Annotated in this window: 20 protein-coding genes; 2 read left to right on the top strand and 18 right to left on the bottom strand. The window is 49.6% G+C overall.

Annotated elements, in window-relative coordinates:
* Positions 1-7: 7 nt before the first annotated feature.
* The 10 genes from pyrE to lspA all read right to left on the bottom strand — a co-directional run bounded on the left by pyrE (position 8) and on the right by lspA (position 12,335).
* Complete coding sequence (gene pyrE / locus ACXX53_RS11170) at positions 8-646, bottom strand: orotate phosphoribosyltransferase (RefSeq protein WP_458568720.1); 639 nt, start codon at positions 644-646, stop codon at positions 8-10.
* A 1-nt stretch (position 647) separates the two neighbouring features.
* Positions 648-1,382: an orotidine-5'-phosphate decarboxylase gene (gene pyrF / locus ACXX53_RS11165; protein ID WP_458568719.1), complete on the bottom strand. Its 735-nt coding sequence runs from the start codon at positions 1,380-1,382 to the stop codon at positions 648-650.
* A gap of 120 nt (positions 1,383-1,502) precedes the next feature.
* Positions 1,503-4,721 (bottom strand): carbamoyl-phosphate synthase large subunit, encoded by a 3,219-nt coding sequence (gene carB, locus ACXX53_RS11160; protein WP_458568718.1) that lies wholly within the window; start codon positions 4,719-4,721, stop codon positions 1,503-1,505.
* Between the two features lies 1 nt (position 4,722).
* Positions 4,723-5,853: a carbamoyl phosphate synthase small subunit gene (locus ACXX53_RS11155; protein WP_458568717.1), complete on the bottom strand. Its 1,131-nt coding sequence runs from the start codon at positions 5,851-5,853 to the stop codon at positions 4,723-4,725.
* Between the two features lie 116 nt (positions 5,854-5,969).
* The gene (locus tag ACXX53_RS11150; protein WP_458568716.1) at positions 5,970-7,244 is read right to left on the bottom strand and encodes a dihydroorotase; all 1,275 of its coding nucleotides are present in this window, start codon (positions 7,242-7,244) and stop codon (positions 5,970-5,972) included.
* Between the two features lie 79 nt (positions 7,245-7,323).
* Positions 7,324-8,235 (bottom strand): aspartate carbamoyltransferase catalytic subunit, encoded by a 912-nt coding sequence (locus ACXX53_RS11145; RefSeq protein ID WP_458568715.1) that lies wholly within the window; start codon positions 8,233-8,235, stop codon positions 7,324-7,326.
* Positions 8,236-8,241: 6 nt separating this feature from the next.
* On the bottom strand, positions 8,242-8,787 hold the full coding sequence (pyrR, locus tag ACXX53_RS11140) for a bifunctional pyr operon transcriptional regulator/uracil phosphoribosyltransferase PyrR (protein ID WP_458568714.1): 546 nt from the start codon (positions 8,785-8,787) through the stop codon (positions 8,242-8,244).
* A gap of 687 nt (positions 8,788-9,474) precedes the next feature.
* The gene (locus tag ACXX53_RS11135) at positions 9,475-10,728 is read right to left on the bottom strand and encodes an LL-diaminopimelate aminotransferase (protein ID WP_458568713.1); all 1,254 of its coding nucleotides are present in this window, start codon (positions 10,726-10,728) and stop codon (positions 9,475-9,477) included.
* Positions 10,729-10,863: 135 nt separating this feature from the next.
* Entirely contained in the window at positions 10,864-11,772 is a 909-nt protein-coding gene (locus ACXX53_RS11130; protein WP_458568745.1) for an RluA family pseudouridine synthase, read from the bottom strand.
* A 62-nt stretch (positions 11,773-11,834) separates the two neighbouring features.
* Entirely contained in the window at positions 11,835-12,335 is a 501-nt protein-coding gene (gene lspA / locus ACXX53_RS11125) for a signal peptidase II (RefSeq protein WP_458568744.1), read from the bottom strand.
* 185 nt (positions 12,336-12,520) lie between these two features.
* On the opposite strand from lspA, the gene ACXX53_RS11120 reads away from it, so the two are divergent.
* A complete protein-coding gene (locus ACXX53_RS11120) occupies positions 12,521-13,261 on the top strand; it encodes a TraR/DksA C4-type zinc finger protein (protein ID WP_458568712.1) in 741 nt (246 codons plus the stop codon).
* A 46-nt stretch (positions 13,262-13,307) separates the two neighbouring features.
* Here the strand turns inward: ACXX53_RS11120 and ACXX53_RS11115 are convergent, their stop codons facing one another.
* Positions 13,308-13,697 (bottom strand): DUF5665 domain-containing protein, encoded by a 390-nt coding sequence (locus ACXX53_RS11115; protein WP_458568711.1) that lies wholly within the window; start codon positions 13,695-13,697, stop codon positions 13,308-13,310.
* Positions 13,698-13,843: 146 nt separating this feature from the next.
* Positions 13,844-16,945, bottom strand: a complete 3,102-nt coding sequence (ileS, locus tag ACXX53_RS11110; protein ID WP_458568710.1) for an isoleucine--tRNA ligase — start codon at positions 16,943-16,945, stop codon at positions 13,844-13,846.
* A gap of 158 nt (positions 16,946-17,103) precedes the next feature.
* Between ileS and ACXX53_RS11105 the strand changes: the two genes are divergently transcribed.
* Positions 17,104-17,304: a hypothetical protein gene (locus ACXX53_RS11105; protein WP_458568709.1), complete on the top strand. Its 201-nt coding sequence runs from the start codon at positions 17,104-17,106 to the stop codon at positions 17,302-17,304.
* A 105-nt stretch (positions 17,305-17,409) separates the two neighbouring features.
* Here ACXX53_RS11105 and ACXX53_RS11100 read toward each other — a convergent pair whose 3' ends face one another.
* From ACXX53_RS11100 to pgeF, 6 genes are all read right to left on the bottom strand, one after another.
* Entirely contained in the window at positions 17,410-17,892 is a 483-nt protein-coding gene (locus ACXX53_RS11100) for a DivIVA domain-containing protein (protein WP_458568708.1), read from the bottom strand.
* A gap of 95 nt (positions 17,893-17,987) precedes the next feature.
* A complete protein-coding gene (locus ACXX53_RS11095) occupies positions 17,988-18,776 on the bottom strand; it encodes a YlmH family RNA-binding protein (protein WP_458568707.1) in 789 nt (262 codons plus the stop codon).
* A gap of 24 nt (positions 18,777-18,800) precedes the next feature.
* The gene (locus tag ACXX53_RS11090) at positions 18,801-19,070 is read right to left on the bottom strand and encodes a YggT family protein (RefSeq protein ID WP_458568743.1); all 270 of its coding nucleotides are present in this window, start codon (positions 19,068-19,070) and stop codon (positions 18,801-18,803) included.
* Between the two features lie 14 nt (positions 19,071-19,084).
* Positions 19,085-19,543 (bottom strand): cell division protein SepF, encoded by a 459-nt coding sequence (locus tag ACXX53_RS11085; protein ID WP_458568706.1) that lies wholly within the window; start codon positions 19,541-19,543, stop codon positions 19,085-19,087.
* A 1-nt stretch (position 19,544) separates the two neighbouring features.
* Positions 19,545-20,228, bottom strand: coding sequence for a YggS family pyridoxal phosphate-dependent enzyme (locus ACXX53_RS11080; protein ID WP_458568705.1), 684 nt, complete (start codon positions 20,226-20,228; stop codon positions 19,545-19,547).
* Positions 20,229-20,232: 4 nt separating this feature from the next.
* On the bottom strand, positions 20,233-21,084 hold the full coding sequence (gene pgeF, locus ACXX53_RS11075) for a peptidoglycan editing factor PgeF (RefSeq protein WP_458568704.1): 852 nt from the start codon (positions 21,082-21,084) through the stop codon (positions 20,233-20,235).
* Positions 21,085-21,103: the final 19 nt, after the last annotated feature.

Raw genomic sequence — 21,103 nt, 5'->3', positions numbered from 1 at the left:
TATAGTCCTATTTGCCCCAAGTTGTTGGATCTTGACGCCACGCCTTCAGGAGCTCCATATCTGCTTCTTGAACAACCCCCTGCTCTAACGCTACTTGCATCAGGGCTGTATAGTTGGACAAAGTATGCAGCAGTATGTTAGCTTCGGCGAATGCTTCGATCGCTTTGTTCATCTGATAGCTGAAGATCGCTAATACTGCGAGCGGCTCAGCGCCGGCTTCACGAACAGCGAGCGCCGCTTTGAGAGAGCTGCCTCCTGTGGAGATCAAGTCTTCGATGACAACGACCTTCTGACCCGGACGAATAATGCCTTCGATCTGGTTCTGCTTGCCGTGGCCTTTCGCTTTATCGCGAATATATGCCATAGGCAGACCAAGCTTGTCCGCAACCCATGCCGCATGCGGAATTCCTGCAGTTGCCGTACCTGCTATCACTTCCGCGTCTGGCGCAAGCTCGCGCACGAGAGTGGCAAAGCCTTCCGCGATCGCATTGCGAATCTCTGGATAAGCCATCGTCAGACGATTGTCGCAGTAGATGGGAGACTTAATGCCGGACGTCCATGTAAATGGCTCATTTGGGCTAAGCGCCACCGCTTTAATGTCGAGCAGATGCTTTGCAATCGTCATTTCCAGGTTGTTCGTTGTCATATTAAACCAGCTCCTTCAAGATTGATTCTAATGCTTCACGCGGGTTCGACGCCGCTGTTATCGGACGTCCGATGACCACATAGTCTGTTCCTTGATCGAATGCTTCCTTCGGCGTCATAACGCGCACTTGATCTCCCAGAGCGCTGCCGGCAGGTCGGATACCCGGTGTAATCGTCTGAAATGCCTCGCCGCACGCACTCTTAATCAGCGTCACTTCCTGCGGCGAAGCCACTACGCCGTCAAGTCCCGCTTGCTTCGCCATAGCTGCATAGCGTACGACGCAATCCGATACCTTGCCGGCAATGCCGATCTCTTCGTTCATGACGTGAGCGTTCGTGCTCGTCAGCTGCGTTACCGCAATGACAGCAGGCTTGCTTAACGAAGAGTCGCTTGCGAGCGCTTCTTCCACTCCAGCCATAGCAGCTTGCATCATCTGCGCTCCGCCTGCCGCATGTACGTTGAACATGTCTACGCCGAGCTTCGTGATGCTGTTTGCGCCGCCTTTAACCGTGTTCGGAATATCATGCATCTTCACATCCAGAAACACTCGGTAGCCGCGCGACTTCAATTCACGCACGAAATCTGGTCCTGCCGCGTAGAACAGCTGCATGCCGACTTTCATATAGCACGGGATGCCTTCCAGCTGTTGAATCAGAGATGTCGCCGCTTCAGCATTCGGATAATCCAATGCCACCATGATTCGTCCCGCCATCTGTTCTCTTGTTGTCATCGTCATAATTATTCAGCCTCCAATGTTTCAGATCGACATGCCGTCATGCTCTCTCCCAGCCGCTATTCACAATCCGAGGAGGCCTGTTGGGGGCCTCCTCGTTCAAGGAATTCACGCTTATTCAAATTATGCGTTGAATCTCGGCATCGCTGTCGATGAGAAGTTGAGCTGCTCCAGCATTCCGAGAAGCGCGCGCACCGTATCCAGCGAAGTCATACATACGATGCCGTTCTCTACCGCTTCACGGCGGATGCGGAATCCGTCGCGTTCCGGCGTCTTGCCTTTAGTCAATGTATTGATGACGAAGTGCGCTTCACCGTTGCGGATCAGATCCAGAATGTTCGGCGCGCCTTCGGACAGCTTATTGACACGCATGACGTTCAGGCCAGCTTCTTCCATCGCTGTAGCCGTTCCGCCTGTTGCGATAATCTTGTAGCCAAGCGCGCTGAAGCCCTTCATCAGCTCAACCGCTTCATCTTTATCCTTGTCAGCAACCGTGCACACAATCGCGCCTGTTGCTGGAATCTTCATACCGGATCCGATCAAGCCCTTATAGAGCGCCTTCGCGTATTTCACGTCGCGACCCATTACCTCGCCTGTCGATTTCATCTCAGGACCGAGTGTAGGCTCTACGCGGCGCAGCTTCGCGAAGGAGAACACCGGAACCTTAACTGACACATAGTCAGCTTCAGGCCACAGACCATCGGTGTATCCAAGCTCAGCCAGCTTGCTGCCAAGAATGAGCTTCGTTGCCACATTCGCCATCGGAATGTTCGTCACCTTGCTCAAGAACGGCACTGTGCGTGAAGATCGCGGATTCACTTCGATTACATACACTTCGTCGTGATAGATGACGAACTGGATGTTTACGAGTCCAACCGTCTTCAGCTCTTTCGCGATTCGGATCGTGATATCGACAACCTGCTGCTTCAGCTCTTCTGATAGATGCTGTGGAGGATATACCGCAATCGAGTCGCCGGAGTGAACGCCCGCGCGTTCGATATGCTCCATGATACCTGGCACCAGTACAGTCTCGCCGTCGCAGATCGCATCTACCTCGACTTCTTTACCAAGCATGTAGCGGTCAATCAATACCGGATGGTCTGGATTGATCTTAACAGCCTGCACCATGTAGCTGAGCAATTCGTCATCCGAGTATACGATCTCCATTGCGCGTCCGCCAAGGACGTAGGACGGGCGAACGAGTACCGGGTACCCAAGGCCTTGCGCTGTTTCTACTGCATCGTCCACAGAGGTCACTGTCTTACCCTTTGGCTGTGCGATGTTCAAGCGCGACAGCAGCGCTTCGAATCGCTTGCGATCTTCCGCCTCGTCGATGCTGTCCAGGCTTGTGCCGAGAATGCGCACTCCCTCTTTAGCAAGCGGAGCCGCAAGGTTGATCGCTGTTTGTCCGCCAAACTGCACGATAACACCGATCGGCTTCTCCTGCTCGATGACGTTCATCACATCCTCGAAGAAGAGCGGCTCGAAGTACAAGCGGTCTGACGTGTTGAAGTCTGTCGATACCGTTTCAGGGTTGTTATTTATGATAACTGCCTCATATCCAGCGTTCTGGATCGCCCAAACCGCATGAACAGTGGAGTAGTCGAATTCGATACCTTGACCGATCCGAATCGGACCGGAGCCTAGTACTAGCACCTTCTCCTTCGTGGAAGGCGTTACTTCATTCTCCGTCTCATAGGTTGAGTAGTAGTAAGGCGTTGTAGCTTCAAACTCTGCCGCACATGTGTCAACCATTTTGTAAACCGGTACCAAGCCTTGTTCTTTGCGCGCAGCACGAATGTCTGCTTCCGTTGTCATTGCTCCGCCAGGGAACGCCGCGCTGCGAATTTCTGCAATGGCGCGGTCTGTAAAGCCCATGCGTTTCGCTTCATACAGTGTCGCTTCCGATAGCTTAGCTTCGCTTGTAAGCACATCTTCGAATCGAATCATGCGCTCCAGCTTATCCAGGAACCACCAGTCGATCTTCGTCAAGTCTTGGATCTGCTGCAGGGAATACCCGCGGCGATAAGCTTCCGCGATCAAGAACATGCGCTCATCATCCGGTGCTTTCAGACGCGCTTCCAGTGTCTCTTGATCCAGCTCGTCTGTTCCTTTCAGGTACAAACGGTGTACACCGATCTCCAGCGAGCGGATCGCTTTATGAATCGATTCTTCGAAGGTGCGGCCGATGGCCATGACTTCGCCTGTCGCTTTCATCTGCGTGCCGAGCTTGCGGTTCGCTTGCGTGAACTTATCGAACGGCCAGCGAGGAATCTTCGAGACGATGTAGTCAAGTGTCGGCTCGAAGCAAGCGTAAGTTTGACCCGTTACAGGGTTAACGATCTCATCCAATGTGTAGCCGACTGCAATCTTAGCAGCCATCTTCGCGATCGGATAACCAGTCGCTTTCGATGCGAGCGCTGATGAGCGGCTGACACGTGGGTTAACTTCGATGACGTAGTATTGATAGCTGTGCGGGTCAAGCGCGAACTGTACGTTACAGCCGCCCTCGATGTTCAATGCGCGAATAATCTTGAGCGATGCGGAACGCAGCATCTGATACTCGCGGTCCGACAGCGTTTGGGATGGCGCTACTACGATACTGTCGCCTGTGTGAACACCGACTGGGTCGAAGTTCTCCATGTTACATACGACGATACAGTTGTCGTTCGCGTCGCGCATAACTTCGTATTCGACTTCCTTCATGCCAGCTATGCTCTTCTCGATCAAGCATTGTCCGATCGGGCTGTAGCGGATACCGCTTGCTACGATGTCGCGAAGCTGCGCTTCGTCATCACAGATACCGCCGCCTGTACCGCCAAGTGTATAAGCCGGGCGAACGATGATCGGGTAGCCGATCTCATTCGCGAAGTCGACAGCTTCTTGTACAGAAGTAACGATAACACTCTCAGGTACTGGCTGCTCCAGCTCGCGCATCAGCTCGCGGAACAAGTCGCGGTCTTCCGCGCGCTCGATCGCTTCAAGCTGTGTGCCCAGCAGGCGAACATTTTCCTGTTCCAGAATGCCCGCGCGAGCCAACTCTACCGCCATGTTCAAGCCTGTTTGTCCGCCAAGCGTTGGCAGTAAGCCGTCTGGACGTTCTTGGCGAATGATTTGAGTTACAAATTCTAGGGTAATCGGCTCGATGTAAACCTTGTCCGCCATATTCGTGTCCGTCATGATTGTTGCTGGATTGCTGTTGATTAGGACTACTTCCAATCCTTCTTCTTTTAGCGCTTGACATGCTTGTGTCCCAGCATAGTCAAATTCCGCCGCTTGGCCGATAACGATAGGACCGGAACCGATAACGAGTATTTTTTTAAGTGTAGTATTTTTCGGCATGTTATTGTTCCCCTCTCAACTGAGCTTGCAGCTCCGCTTGGCGCGGCAGCTTCGGATTGTTGCGCTTATGTTCACGAATCATGTTCAGGAACTGATCAAACAGGTAGCTGCTGTCGTGCGGACCTGGCGCTGCTTCTGGATGATACTGCACTGTAAATGCAGGGTATTTCTTATGTTTAAGACCTTCTATCGTCTTATCGTTGTTGTTGATATGTGTAACTTCAAGCTCTGTTCCTGCAATCGACTCGTCTACTACGGTGTAGCCGTGGTTTTGAGAAGTGATATAGCAGCGGCCTGATGCAAGCTCTTTAACTGGATGGTTACCGCCACGGTGACCGAACTTCAGGCGACCCGTATCCGCGCCGCAAGCAAGTGCGAACAACTGATGTCCCAAGCAAATGCCGAAGATTGGAATCTCACCGATCAGCTCTTGCAGCATCTTCACAGCGTGAGGTACATCTTTCGGGTCCCCAGGGCCGTTGGACAATTGGATACCGTCTGGACGCAAGCGGCGAATCTCATCTGCTGTTGTATCATGCGGTACGACAACTACGTCACAGCCGCGTTGAGTCAACTCGCGGAGGATACCGCTCTTCGCGCCGAAGTCTACCAATACGATGCGCTCGCCCTTGCCGGAGCTCGCGAACACTTCCTTCGTGGAAGTGCAGGCCACTTGATCGCTTATTAATGGAGTAGTTTGCATCATCTCTTGCAATTCTGCAGGCGACTTGTCTCCTACGGACAAGATCCCTTTCATCGTACCGTGATGACGCAGGATGCGAGTGAGCATCCGTGTATCGATATCGCTGATACCTGGTATTCCATACTCCTTCAGCAGTCTATCTACGGAGTATTCTGCACGCCAGTTGCTTGGAATCTCTTCATGACGTCTTACGACAAAGCCGTGTACATATGGACGAATCGCTTCAAAGTCATCGCGAGTAATCCCGTAGTTTCCGATCAGCGGATAAGTCATCGTTACAATCTGTCCGCAATAAGAAGGGTCAGACAGCACCTCTTGATAACCTGTAATACCTGTATTAAATACGACTTCCCCGACTGATACTCCATCCGCACCAAACGCTTTGCCTGTAAACAGGGTGCCATCTTCCAATAACAATCTTGCTTGCATCTTCGTCACTCCTCGCTTGAATCGGTTTGGCTGAATCTCCGCCAACCGTTATCTATCTATTCAGTATTAAATCTATAAGGACAATGTTGGGTATTGCTAGAGTTACTCGTAACAATCTACTCGGACCATACAACCTTGCCGTCAACCAATGTCATGACTGTCCAGCCCTTCAGCTTCCAGCCTGTAAATGGCGTATTGCGGCCTTTAGACAAGAACTGTGTCGGATCAACTTCACGCTCTGTATCCAAATCTAGTACAGTCAGATCGGCAGGCGCTCCTTCTACCAGACGTCCAGTAGACAATCCGAACACCTTAGCAGGGTCTGAAGTCATGCGGCGGATAAGCAGCTCAAGCGGCCATTTTCCTGTAGCTACGAACTTCGTATACATGAGCGGGAACGCTGTTTCCAATCCTACGATACCGAATGGCGCAAGCTCCATCCCCTTCGCTTTCTCTTCCTCACTATGCGGCGCATGATCCGTTACGAGAATATCGATTGTTCCATCCTCAATCGCTTGAATGCAAGCTTCTACATCGCGTGGTGTGCGGAGAGGAGGATTCATCTTCCAATTTGCATCCATACTTGGAATATCTTCATCAGACAGCAGCAGGTGATGCGGGCATACCTCAGCAGTTACATGAATGCCGATCTCCTTCGCCTGACGAATCAAGCGGATCGATTGCTCTGTGCTCACATGGCAGACGTGATAGTGAACACCTGTCGCTTCCGCCAACAGGATGTCGCGGCCTACATGGATCGCTTCCGATTCGTTCGGGATCCCTTTCAGTCCATGCTTGCGTGCAAATGCGCCATCTGTTACAGCAGCGCCCTTTACAAGCGAGTCGTCTTCGCAGTGTGCGATAACCGGCATGTCAAGCGCCTTCGCGCGAGCCATGGCGTCCTTCATCATCTGTGCGTTCTGAACGCCTACTCCGTCATCTGTGAAGCCGATGACTCCAGCATCCTTCAGCCCTTCAAAGTCAGTCAAATCTCGCCCGAGCTCATTTTTCGTAATCGAGCCGTAAGGGAGCACTTTCACGATTCCTTCTTGCTTCGCTTTATCGTGAATGAGTTGTACCGTTTCCGCTGTGTCGATCACAGGTCGTGTGTTCGGCATGCAAGCGATCGTCGTGAACCCGCCGCGTGCAGCGGAGCGCGTTCCTGTCGCAATCGTTTCTTTATGTTCGAATCCCGGCTCGCGAAGATGCACATGCATATCGATAAAGCCTGGGCTGACAAACTTGCCTTTGACATCTATGATTTCTGCTTCGCTAGGAAGTGGAGCAGCTGCTTCTGTGACTCTTCGGATGACGCCTTCTTCAACCCAGATGTGCGCTGAAGTCAGGCTCCCTTGTTCGTTTAATATGCTTGCATTTGCTAGAATCAACATGTAATAGTTCTCCCTTCGCCTAGTTCCGGTTTGCGCTTTATTCACTGCTATTTCGTTATATCAGCATATCGTTTCAATACTAGCGAACCGCTCGTTCCATAACCGCCATTCGAATCGGCACTCCGTTAGCCATCTGCTCGAAGATGCGGGATTGAGGACTTTCTACTAATTCGCTGTCAATCTCAACATCTCGGTTCACTGGCGCTGGGTGCATGATGATCGCGTGTTTCTTCATGCGGCTTGCTCGTTCGACGGTCAATCCATATGCTTCACGGTAATCCGCTGCTGTGGTGTACACCTTGTGGTCATGTCGCTCCAGCTGTACACGTAGCATCATGACAACGTCTGATTGCAGCGCTTCTTCCATCTCTACATATGGAGCATCAAGCTCATGAGCTCTCATATTGCTCGGTGCGCAGAAGGAAACGTTAGCTCCAAATTTGCGCAGCGCCCACAGATTGGAGCGGGCGACCCGGCTGTGCTCCACATCTCCGACAATTGCGACATTCAAGCCGCGCAGATCGCCGAAGTGCTTGCGCATCGTGTAAAGGTCAAGCAGCGCTTGCGTCGGATGCTCGTTGTTGCCGTCGCCGGCATTGACGAGCGGCATCTTCACGCGTTCCGCGATCTCTTGCAGCATCCCGACCGGCTTCAAGCGGATGACGCCTGCATCCAGTCCCATTGATTCCAAGGTGCGGACTGTATCGTATATGGACTCGCCCTTTGCTACACTGGAGGCAGCAGCCGCGAAGTTTATCACTTCAGCTCCCAGACGCTTCTCCGCCACTTCGAAGGAGGAGCGAGTACGAGTGCTGTTTTCAAAAAACATATTCGTTACGATCCGATGCTTGAGTGCATCGTGAATCTTATTCGGCTGCATCTCCCAGAATGCAGCTCGTTTCAAGATGGATTCGATCTCATCACGGCTTAGATCTTTTAGCCCTAACAGGCTGCGTTCGTTTACCATGCGTTCCAAATGTATCGTAGCCATTGATGATTACCCCCGTTGATGTATGATTTTGACTTCATCGATTCCATCGACTTCTTTTAGTGCTACTTCAATTTCTTCTGTCTTTGATGTTGGAACGTTCTTGCCAACAAAGTCAGGCCGGATCGGCAGTTCCCGATGGCCTCTATCTGCCAAAACAGCAAGCTGAATCATTTGTGGTCTGCCTTGATCCATGAGCGCATCCATCGCGGCACGGATCGTCCTGCCCGTGTAGAGCACATCGTCACACAAGATAATCGTCTTGTCATGGATCGAGCACGATAGTTCATTTGCTGCCAAGACATCTGATTCCATCACTTTGCGATCATCCCTATATCGTGTGATATCCAACTCGCCTACTTGAACGTTTGCGTTCTCTATAACTTGAATTCGTTCCGCGATTCGGTTCGCGATGTAGATGCCTCGCGTACGAATCCCGACTAGCATGCAATTGTCAATGCCTTTGTTTCGTTCTAGAATCTCATGAGCGATACGCGTCAGCGCGCGTCGGATAGCTGCTTCATCCATGATGATGTTGTAATCCGCCGTACTCATAATTGAACTGCTCCTTCCGTTTGCTACAGGCTTGTTGCCAACTCAGCTTCGATTAACTTGACGGGCTTTCTTGTAAGTATTTGTCACAATAAGATGAACTTATTACTTATTTCTTGTTACGTCTCCATGCAAAAAACTCCTTGCCCAGAAGGCAAGGAGTCGTGAAGTCAGATGGATAAGGGCGTAACGATACACAGGCATATTAAAATCGGCCGCATACTGTTCATCACCCTCTACTCTCTGATAGAGCGGTCTATGTTACGCGTCCGACACCCATGCACGATCCCTTTTCGTTAACGAGCGTCACCTTGCCAGTCTCTCGGACTGATTTAAAGGTTCCTTATGAAGTTGTGTTTATTATTTCACTTCTGACTTCCGGTGTCAAGCTATTATCATATATATTTAAAATTTGAACGTTGGTAAATGAAGGGACTTTGTATGTATCTGTAAAACACACTTCTGTAACACGGAAAAACCCCGCTATCTCGTCCAGACTAGCTACTACACTCGCTGTAACACGGTATTTCCGCGTTAACTCTCACGCGCCGATCTCACTTGCCTTTCAAATGCCGCTATTCCCCGCGCCCACACTCCACTCCACAAAAAAGCACCTTCGTTCACGCTGCCTAAGCTCAAGCCTCAATGCTAAAGCTTCAACAGCAATGAACGAAAGTGCTGCGTCATCGCTTAGAATACAAATTCAACATCCGTCAAACGGCGCTTCAACTCGTCAATTACCCGCTTCTCTTCAGATTCACCCTTCGCATGGAAAGTAACGGAGAATCGAATATAGCGTCCCGCATCATCCCAAGGTACCGTTGAAATCAGCTTCTCACGAATCAAGTACTGCGAGAAGTCTTCGGCTGTAGCGAACTCAGGACCGTTCTTAACTGCCTTAGGCGCTTCCACGTAGAGGAAGAAGGAGCCCTTCGGTTTCTCTGCACAGAATCCGATCTCATTCAGCGCATCCACCAGCATATTGTGGCGGCGGGAATATTTCTCCGAGATCGCTTCCGTAATCTCCGGATGCTCTAGCCCGTATATTGCCGCTTTTTGAATGGCGATAAACTGTCCGGAATCATTATTGTCTTTCACATCGCCAAATGCCTTAACAATCAACGGATTGCCTGCGATGAATCCGATCCGCCAGCCCGTCATATTGTATGACTTCGACAAAGAATGAAGCTCGACGCCAACATCCTTCGCACCAGGAACGCTCAGAAAGCTGAGCGGCTTCTCGCCGTCATATGTGAGCGCAGCGTACGGCGCATCATGAACGACGATCACTTCATGCTTCTTCGCCCATTCTACAACCCTCGCAAAGAATTCAACTGTTGCTGAGGCTCCTGTAGGGTTGTTAGGATAATTCAGATACAGCAGCTTCGCGCGCTTGCATATATCTTCAGGGATGCTGTCCAAGTCTGGCAAGAAGTTATTCTCCTTCGTTAGCTCGACTGTATACACCTCGCCGCCCAGATACTTTGTATGCGTACCAAGTACAGGGTACCCAGGAACCGTCATAATCGTGACATCTCCAGGGTTGATGAAGCATGACGGCAGCATAGCCAGCGCAGGCTTCGAACCGATGGAATGCAGCACTTCAGTCTTCGGATCAATACCATCCACGCCGAACACATCGCATAGATATTTTGCCGCAGCAGCTTTAAATTCAACGATTCCATTATCAGCATATCCGCGATTCTCTGGCTTGGCCGCTTCTTCAGCAAGCTTAGCTACGATACCTGCGTCTGCCATTTCGTCAGGTTCGCCGACACCCATATCGATTAATTCCACATTTGGATAAGCGAGCTTCGCAGCAGCCTTCGCACGCTTAATCTTTTCGAATTTATAAATGTTTGTATCTTTTCCATAGTTCGCGCCGCCGATGCGGTCAGCGAAGACAGTCTGAATGTATGTCTGTTCATATTGTTCGATACTCAAGATAGCCACACCCCTTATTTGCTTTCATCATTATCATGAAGCAAAGAGACCGCTGACGGAATGGACGATGTATGCAACATTTTGTACTCGTTGCATATATCGCTTCATCCCGCTGCGGCCTCTCGTAAGAGTGTCCTAACGGTTGCGTATCGATTGCAGCAGCAATTCCATATCATCTGGAATCGGCGCTTGGAATTGCAGTGTTTCACCAGTAGTTGGATGGACGAAACCGAGCGTTTCAGCGTGCAGCGCTTGACCATCCATCGTAAGACCGCGCGTGCCGCGGCTGTACATCGGATCACCTACGAGCGGATGCCCGATGAATTTCATGTGCACCCGAATCTGATGGGTGCGTCCCGTCTCAAGCTTCAATTCGACAAGTGTAGAATCGCCGAAGCGCTCGAGCACCTTAAAGTGCGTAACTGCATGCTTCGCATTGCGCTCTGTCACGGTGTACATCTTGCGGTCATGCTCATCGCGACCGATCGGCGCGTCAACTGTGCCTTGATCATGAGGCACATTGCCGTGAACCAGCGCAACGTATTTGCGAATAACCGTATGCGCTTTAAGCTGCTCAGCAAGCGATACATGTGCGCGATCATTCTTCGCCGCCATCAAGAGACCGGACGTATCCTTATCGATGCGGTGCACGATACCAGGGCGCAGTTCTCCGTTGATCCCAGACAAGTCCTTACAATGATGCATCAGCGCATTCACGACTGTACCGGAAGTATGTCCCGGCGCAGGATGAACGACCATTCCGCGCGGCTTATTGATCACAATGACATCCGCATCTTCGTAATAAACATCCAGTGGAATATCCTCCGCCGCGATGTCTACAGACTCCGGTTCGGGCATATGAAGGGTAACAACGTCGCCTTCCATACATTTCGCATTTGCCTTTACCTGCTGGCCATTAATAAGAACATGCCCATTTTTAATCCACAGCTGCACCTGTGAACGAGACACATTTTCCTCAATCGATTCTGTTATATATTTGTCTATTCGTTCCTTTGCATATTCGGCAGTTACTGTCCATACCATCGTATCTTGTTGGTCGTCGGCCTCTCCGAATTGCTGTGAAGAATGGTGTTGTTCATTTACATTCATTTGCCTTCTTCAACCGTTCCTTCCTGATGCTCATTCATCTTATTCTCACGTCTTACAGCTAAGAACGCATCAAGGAGCACTAAGCCTACACCGATGCAGATTGCGCTGTCCGCAATATTAAAGATTGGAAACGTGTATGAACCAAAGTTAAATTGCAGGAAGTCGACAACTTCTCCCGTAATCACACGATCCACAAAGTTTCCAAGAGCACCGCCCAATATTAAACTCAAACCAATCGGCAGCACTTTACCCTGAGTAAATTTAACCTTTTGCAAATACCATATGATACCAACCACAGCGATAATCGTTACAACAATGAAAAACAAACGTTTGCCTTCCAACATACTAAAGGCGGCTCCTGTATTTCGATGGGATGTGATCAGGAAGAAATCTCCAATCACTGGGATTTTATCTCCTTCTTCCATCACTGTGGCAATCAGCCACTTCGATCCTTGATCCAACAGCAGCACAATTAGTGCGATACTATACACATACAACACGGTTTAAAGTCACCTCATTTATTAATGCATGTCGATTCCTTACTTGCTCCGCTCATTGTACCATATTCCTAAAAATAACGTCCAATCCAAGCCAAACAAATCGGCATTTACCATGTGAATTCAGCTTCTGACGGTGCATCCTATTACAGAATGAGATTGCATGCCAGGAAGGAGAATGAGGCATGTCCCACTTAACCTCAACCCAGCTTCACCAACTTCGAACCAAGCTGTTGGATATGAAAAAACAATTTGAACAGCGTGAAGTGAGCGCTGAACGCTTTGGCTTAGATTCATCCATGCGTGAGAATACAGGCGAGCTGTCAGGCATCGACAACCACCCTGGCGATCTCGGCTCCGAGATGTTCGAGCGCGGGAAAGATCTTGCATTGAACGAGCTCCACGAAACTCAATGGGAGCGAATTGACACCGCACTTCAGCGAATGGACGAAGGAAGCTATGGTACATGTACAGTTTGCGGTCAAGATATTCCGTTCGAACGTCTGGAAGCCGTCCCGGAAACAATGTACTGCATCGAGCATAGCCCTAAGTACTTTTCCGCTAATCCTCGTCCTGTGGAAGAAGAATTCTTATCACCTCCATTTGGACGCACCAGCTTAGATGAATTGGATACGCAAAATGGATTCGATGGTGAAGACGCGTGGCAAATCGTTGAATCTTGGGGTACCTCCGATACACCAGCCATGCACGAAGAATATGACATCTTCAGTTATGATCAGATGATGATCGAAGCCGCAGATGAGTTAGATGGATTTGTGGAACCATTCGAGAGCTTCGTAGCAACGGATATTACCGGCAAGGATCTGGTTATCGTTCGCAACCATCAGTATGAAAAATACATGAGTGATGGCGAAGGTGAACCCCTGCTCGAAGAGGATATCCATTACGATGAAAATGATGAATAAGAATTTACACGGACAGAGCTGCAGCGCTGTCCGTGCCTTATACTGCCTAATATAACCTTGTGTCCAGCTGCAATTGCACGATGCGAACAATTTCTGCAATGAAATCTCCGATGATCGGCAAATTCAATGCCACAAGATGCTGCAAGAAATATAAGATAAAAGCAGTAATGACAGTCAAACCGATCGCGATTCCAACTCCGCGGCCAACTCCCGCGAGCATGTTCAGCCACAACAGCCGTCTCGGCGTATGCATAAGTTCTGTATATTCCCTGATCTTGGACTTTTCCAACAATATAGCCAATTTCATAGTCAAGACATGAATTTCTTCAAGTATCTCTCTCTCGCTCTTGTCTGAATCATCGATCGTGTCCGCTAATTCATTCGTTACTATGTCCTTCCTTAGATCTTCAAACTTCTCTTTCTTGCGTTTACGCAAGAACAACTCCCCCAATCTTCGGGTCATCTCCTATTATGTAAAGAGAGCGCGACCGCGTGGCCTCAAGCCAATGAAGCCTCCGTGATCGACGCTCTCCCTCTAATGCGTGAAGTTCATCATAAACATATCCTTAGTTTGACACGCGATTAACGAATTGATACGCCAACCGTCTTGCTGCCAAGCTCAACCTTATCCATTCCTTCAGCTGTACCGAAGGATAATCCCGATACGAGGACATTATCTCGCAGCGTAGATTCAAATGCCGTAATTGCCGCCTTCAGCTCGTCATCGACATCCAACACTATATCGACACGCTTCTCGATCGGCAGATCCAGCTTCTTACGAGTATCCTGGATGGCGCGGACAACTTCTCTTACCCAGCCTTCCTGCTCAAGCTCAGGCGTAATGTCCGTATTCAACGCGATCGTCATCTTGTAGCCGGATGCAGATGCGAAGCCTTCCTTCGCTTTCTTCTCGATCAGCAGCTCTTCATGAGTCACGACAAGCACTTCGCCTTCTGGACTTGTGAATGTGAATTCACCGCTATCTACGACCTTGCGGGCAGCTTCAACGTCCATATTGCGCAGTTCGTTCTGCAATGGACCTACATTCTTGCCGTATTTCTTGCCGGCAACCTTAAGATTGAGCTTCAAGCTGAAGTCAACGAAGCCGTTGTCGCTGTTCTCGATCCGAATATGCTTCACGTTGATTTCATCCTTGATGACATCTTCGTAGCCAGCCAGATCAAAGTCGCGATCCATCGAGACGATGAGCTCTGACAATGGCTGACGAGTCTTAATGCCTGTTTCGTTCCGCACATTGCGTGCAAGCTCTACGATTTGACGAGCTGTTTCCATGTCGCGCTCCAGCTCTTCATCGATCATAGAAGCATCTGACTTCGGATATTCATCCAGATGGACGCTCTCCTTCTCACCGCCCAGATTGCCGTACACTTCTTCAGCGATCATCGGCGCATAAGGTGCGATCAGCTTGGCGATCGTCAGCAGCACTTCACGAAGCGTCTGATAGGCGGACAGCTTATCTTCCGTCATCTCACTGCCCCAGAAGCGGTCGCGTGAACGGCGGATGTACCAGTTGCTCAGCTCATCTACATAAGTTTCAATCGCTTTCGCAGGATTCAGGAAGTCATTCACTTCCAGCCCTTTGTTAACGAGCGCTACGAGCGATTGCAGACGAGACAGGATCCAGCGATCCAGCTTGTTATTCGAACGCTTCACCGGATACGCGCTTGCATCATAGTTATCGATGTTCGCATACAGCGCGTAGAACGCGTGTGTATTTACCAGCGTATCGATTACCTTGGACTTCGCTTCAGCCACGATCTGCTTCGAGAAGCGCTTCGAGTTCCACGGCGCACTGTCGGACAGCAGCGCCCAACGGAATGCGTCTGTACCGTACTCGTCAATGATTTCCCAAGGATCAATAACGTTGCCCTTGGACTTCGACATCTTCTGACCATTCTCATCCAGAATATGTCCTGTTGCAATTACAGCTTTGTAAGGAGCTACACCTTTGTACAGCGTCGATACTGCCAGCAAGCTGAAGAACCAGCCGCGCGTCTGGTCGATACCTTCACATATAATATCTGCCGGATATTGTTCTTGGAATGCCTTCTCGTCGCCAAATGGATGATGATGCTGTGCGAACGGCATAGAACCGCTGTCGAACCATACGTCGATCACTTCTGAAGTGCGTTCCATCACGCCGCCTTCGCAATGCGGGCAATGAAGCTTCACTTCATCCACATACGGCTTATGAAGCTCTAAGTCTTCCGCAATCGGCTCAACGGAGCGAGCACGAAGATCCGCATGGCTGTCTGGCGCGTACTGACCTTTACAGCTTGTGCACTCCCATACGTTGAGCGGCGTGCCCCAGTAGCGGTTGCGGCTAATATTCCAATCCACCAAGTCTTCCAGGAAGTTGCCGAAACGTCCTTCACGAATGTGAGCAGGATACCAGTTGACTTGATTGTTATTCGCGATTAATTGATCTTTAACCGCTGTCGTCTTAATAAACCAAGATTCAGTCGCATAATAGAGCAGCGGGGACTTGCAGCGCCAGCAGAATGGGTAGCTGTGCTCATACTTTTCTTTGCTGAACAGCGTGCCATGCTCGGACAAGTATTTGACGATGTCGATATCGCAATCCTTAACGAATCGTCCTGCAAAATCGACGATTTCATCTGTGTAACGACCGTGAGTATCCACGACGTTCACAAAGCTAAGATCATGCTCGCGGCAGCTCTTGTAGTCATCTTCACCGTGAGCCGGTGCCATATGAACAATACCTGTACCGCTGTCATCAGTTACGAAATCAGCGCCAACGATGTAATGGCCTTTCTCAGGCTTCACATAAGTAAATGGTGCTTCGTAAGATTTGCCTACAAATTCTGCGCCTTTATGAGTGGAAAGTACTTCGTAGTTCTCTTTGAGCACATCCTCAACGAGATTGTTAGCCACGATGAAGACTTCGCCGTTCTGTTTCACGCGAGCATATTCCATCTGTGGGTTCATCGCCAATGCCACATGAGAAGGCAGCGTCCACGGAGTTGTCGTCCAAGCCAGCACATAGTCTCCGCTGTCATTCAGCTTGAACTTCACCGTTGCGGACAGATCCTTAACCGTCTCATAGCCTTGAGCCACTTCATGAGAGCTAAGTGTTGTCTGGCAGCAAGGACAGTAAGGGCTCACGCGATGACCGCGATATAGCAAGCCTTTCTTGTGAATGGTGGACAAGATATGCCATACACTCTCGATATACTTGTTATCCAATGTGATGTAGGGATGATCCATGTCAGTCCAATACCCGATCGCTTCTGTCAGTTCACGCCATTTATGTTCATATTCAAATACACTGTCTTTGCATTTCGTGATGAACGCTTCTACTCCGTACTTCTCGATTTCCTGCTTGCCGGAGATGCCGAGCTGCTTCTCTACACCTAGCTCAACTGGCAGTCCATGCGTATCCCAACCCGCTTTACGAACGACGCGATAGCCGTCCATCGTCTTGTAGCGGCAGATGAAATCCTTAATAACGCGACCAAGCACGTGACCGATATGCGGTGCTCCATTCGCAGTAGGAGGACCTTCATAAAATACGAAGTTAGGTTTCCCTTCACGGGATTCAATCGATTTCGCGAATATGTCTTCGCGATTCCATTTCTCAAGCACACGCAGCTCGCGGGAGCGGGCGCGTTCTTTGACGTCTACTTTTGATACCACAGTCATCTTCCTTTCTTGATAACAGCCCGTATTCAATCTATTCCTTCAATAAAAACAAATAAAGCCTCATCCCAATAAGGGACGAGGCTTGCTCGCGATACCACCCTTGTTCCGCATCATTCAAGCAATCTCAAGCATCCTGTAAGGATGCCGTCAATCCTGCAATGCGGCACTCAGCAGCGCCTGTCGGTAATGATGATGCATATACCAAAGAACTGGCGCGCCCTGATAACGGCAGGGAACCGATCAAGCTTACATACGATCGAGGATGTTGCACGGAACAATCGTTTCAGCAAGATGTCTCAGGGATGATGTCCAGCAGCGTTGTGTTCGTCGGCTCTCAGCTAATACCGACTCTCTGGTAGAACTGCAACATGCTACGGCGCGTTCCCGTCAATGACATGACGTTCATGAAGTTGTAAATCATACTAACTCGAATCGCCAAAAAAGTCAAACCTTCAGATCAACAATTAATATAAATCCTTAACTTCCGCGCGTTCCAACGCTTCCCATCCGTCTTGACCGAGCAGATCCAACTGTGCTTCGATCAAAGTACGGAAACGAGCGCGATAGATGGAGGCTTGTTTCTTCAGCTCTTCTACTTCCATCGCCACCTTGCGCGATTTACCTAAAGCTTCGTTGATGATCCGATCCGCGTTCTTCTCTGCTTCCTTGAGGATCAGCTGGGCTTCCTTCTTCGAGTTGCCTTTCACTTCATCTGCAGCTTCTTGTGCTACAATAATCGTCTTGCTCAACGTTTCTTCCAGATTCACAAAGTGATTGAGCTTGTCCTGCAGAACTTGTGCATGGTTTTGTAGCTCTTTATTTTCACGCATCAACGCTTCATAATCTTTAATGATTTGATCTAGGAACTCATTGACCTCGTCTTCGTCATAGCCCCGCAACTTGCGTCCGAATTCCTTATTATGTATGTCCAATGGTGTCAGTGGCATCGTGTGCACCTCCTAAGATTTACGAACCCCTATTGCTAGTGAGTACATTTATTCGACATCATCCTGCATTATCCTTCTGAATCTTGACCGTTTCTTCACAAATAAATGCCTGCAGTGACCCTGATGCGACCGCTCTTCGATATACCTGTAACTTCCATCACCTTAAAACGTCCAAAGCCCTTCAGCGATACGACATCTCCAGATTTCAGCAGTTCAGCAGGATCTTCAACCGTCTTCCAGTTCACTTTGCATCTGCCGGCTCGAATCGGTACTACGATCTTCGTTCGGCTCAATCGGAACATATCGCTTGCGATTCCGTCAAGGCGCATAGATGCAACGAACAATTGCACTTCCTTAAGCTCTGTATGTACGGGCTGAAGCTCGGTTATCGGAATCACATCGGTCATCACAGATACGCGATGAACTTGACGCAGATGCGTATCTAGAAACGACGCGATATCTTCTGTGACGACAATATGACATCCATGATCGTGAACATGAATGTCTCCGATCTTCTCACGTTTGATGCCAAGCCCAAGCACCGCTCCCATGAAATCGCCGTGCTCCAGCTCCAGCCATTTCTGATCAGCAGAATGGACTGCAAGTACTTGCAGTCCCATCGACTCTGCTTCCAAATAAACATAATCCGGAGCGATGCATGCCCGCTTCCGCTCGGCGTCTGCCCAACCACCGTCGAAACGTACATGAACGTCCGGATTTCGGTTGACTAGCGATTGCAGAATCGAGATCTGACGAGGATCTAGGAAGCCGGTAATCCGAATCTCATGGCGGTCGGCAGCACGCTGCACCCATTCCATGGCGCGTTCCGCAAAAGCTCGTTCATCGGAATGGAAATGATGAAATAATGGCTCATGTTGGGACATGCTGTTCACTCCGTATTCAATAATCTAAAAAATATAGCCAACGATCGCGACTACGCCCATTTCTACAAACTGAAGGACAAACAATGCAAGGATCGGGGAGATATCCAGCATGCCGCCAATCGGCGGTATAAATCGACGGAAAATAGATAGATACGGCTCAACCAGCTTGCCAATGAATTCGCCGACAAAGCTGGCTCGTACATTCGGTACCCAAGACATGAGTACATAAATGAAGATGAGCCAAAAGTATATTTGAAACAGTAAGTGCACGTAACTTATAACTTGAATTTCCAATCCAGACAATCAGTTCACCTCGTTTGTTTGTAGTCGAAGTCTTCCGCAAACATCTCTGTGATCGCACCTTGAACTTCTACATTCTCGGGCACGCATAAAAAGATGTTGCTGCCGATCTTCGAAATGTTGCCACTTACAGCATACACGGTTCCGCTCAAAAAATCGATAATCCGCAACGCTTGATCGTTGCGAACACGCTGTAAATTAACGACAACAGAACGGCGGGAGCGCAGATGGTCCGCAATCTCTTGCGCTTCATCGTAGGAACGAGGTTCGTAGAGCACAACTTTACTTTGCTTCTGAGAGTGAATACTCACAACGTTAGCTCCTTTACCGCTCTTGCGCGGCTCAAATACCGGCGCTTCCACTTCCTGCTCAAATTCCTGCTCAGGAGAATCCATCTTCTCGCGCTCTATGAACTCTTCCTCATCCTGCATCCCAATAAAATTCATGAATCGGTTCATAATACCCATATTATTCCCCTTCTTTCCCCACCAGGATGGATCCTAGTCGAACCCATGTTGCTCCTTCTTCGATGGCGACTTCGAAATCATTAGACATCCCCATGGATAAATGATGAATCGGTTCTGCTAGTGTCTTGTTAATATCGTCACGCAATTGGCGCAAGCTGCGAAATACAGGTCTTGTGGACTCCGGCTCTGCTTCATAAGGAGCCATTGTCATGTAGCCTATCGGTTGTATATGAGGGTATTCCTTCAACTTTTCCAGAAATGGCTTAACATCCTGGGGCGCTAAGCCGTGCTTGCTCTCTTCCCCAGACACATTCACCTGAATAAAGCAGCGAACGCGCTCATCAAGTGCCTGTGCCCGCTTCTCAATCGCTTCCGCCAATGACACGCGATCTAACGAGTGAATATAGCTGAACTTGCCTACTACGTCCTTCGCCTTGTTCGTTTGCAGCGAACCGATATAATGCCAAGTAGCCTCTGATTGATAGGCTCTCCACTTTGCTTCTGCATCTTGCCAGCGGTTCTCACCAATCTGATGCAGCCCAGCTCGAATCGCGTCTCCTGTCGTTTCAAGCGAAACATACTTCGTGACTGCGATAACTTGAACGTCGTCGCGGCTTCTGCCGCTGCGTTCGCATGCTGCTTGGATCCGTTGTTCAACCGCTTCAATTCGTTGTACTAATGTCATTCTGTCATCCCTTCTTCCAGCCGATCCAGCTCGCCATACGTCCCGTCTTGCCGCCTTCCGCGCGATGGGAGTAAAACAATTCTGTATGGCAGCCAGTACACCAAGTAGTACATTCGATATTTGATGGCATAATTCCTGCTTTTATCAGCAAATGTCGATTGATTTCTCTTAAATCAACCACAGCGCGACCATTATCGCGGTACTCCAGCGCGCTCCTTGCATCCTCAGGAAGCTTCTCTAATAGCACTTCTACAGGCGCGATTACACGCTCGTCCACTTCGTAACAGCATTTGCCGATAGAAGGACCAATAGCTGCTAATAATTGTTCGGGCTGAGATTGGAACGTCTGCTGCATCTGTTCAACCGTGCGGACAGCAATCTCCTGTACAGTTCCCTTCCAACCGGCGTGCGCAAGTCCGACAACACGACGGATAGGGTCAACCAACAATAAAGGTACACAGTCAGCATAAAATGAAGCCAAACAAATATCCGACTCTTGCGTTATAATAGCATCCGCATCCGGAATTGCATCCGCTCTCGATAGACGTCCCTTGCCGCGTTCATCGCGAGTAACGATATGCACATGATGACTATGTACTTGCTCCGCGCAAGTCCATGCTTCAAACGGCATATCGATCGCATCCATCAATCGGCGACGGTTAGCAACGATCGCCTCAGGCTCGTCTTGAACATGAAGCGCCATGTTCATCGTATCGTATGGAGCTTCGCTTACTCCGCCTAAGCGAGTCGTGAAGCCCGCCGTCAAGCCCTCAACCCGTTCCGTCCAATTGCTCAGCTCTAACAAGACCGGCCCGTCTTGTTGAGCGGCTTTCCTCATAAACGGTTCCATGTTCATGTATTCACCTCATCTGTCG

Source organism: Paenibacillus marinisediminis, from assembly GCF_054343325.1.
This window is presented reverse-complemented; position numbering and strand designations above follow the sequence as displayed.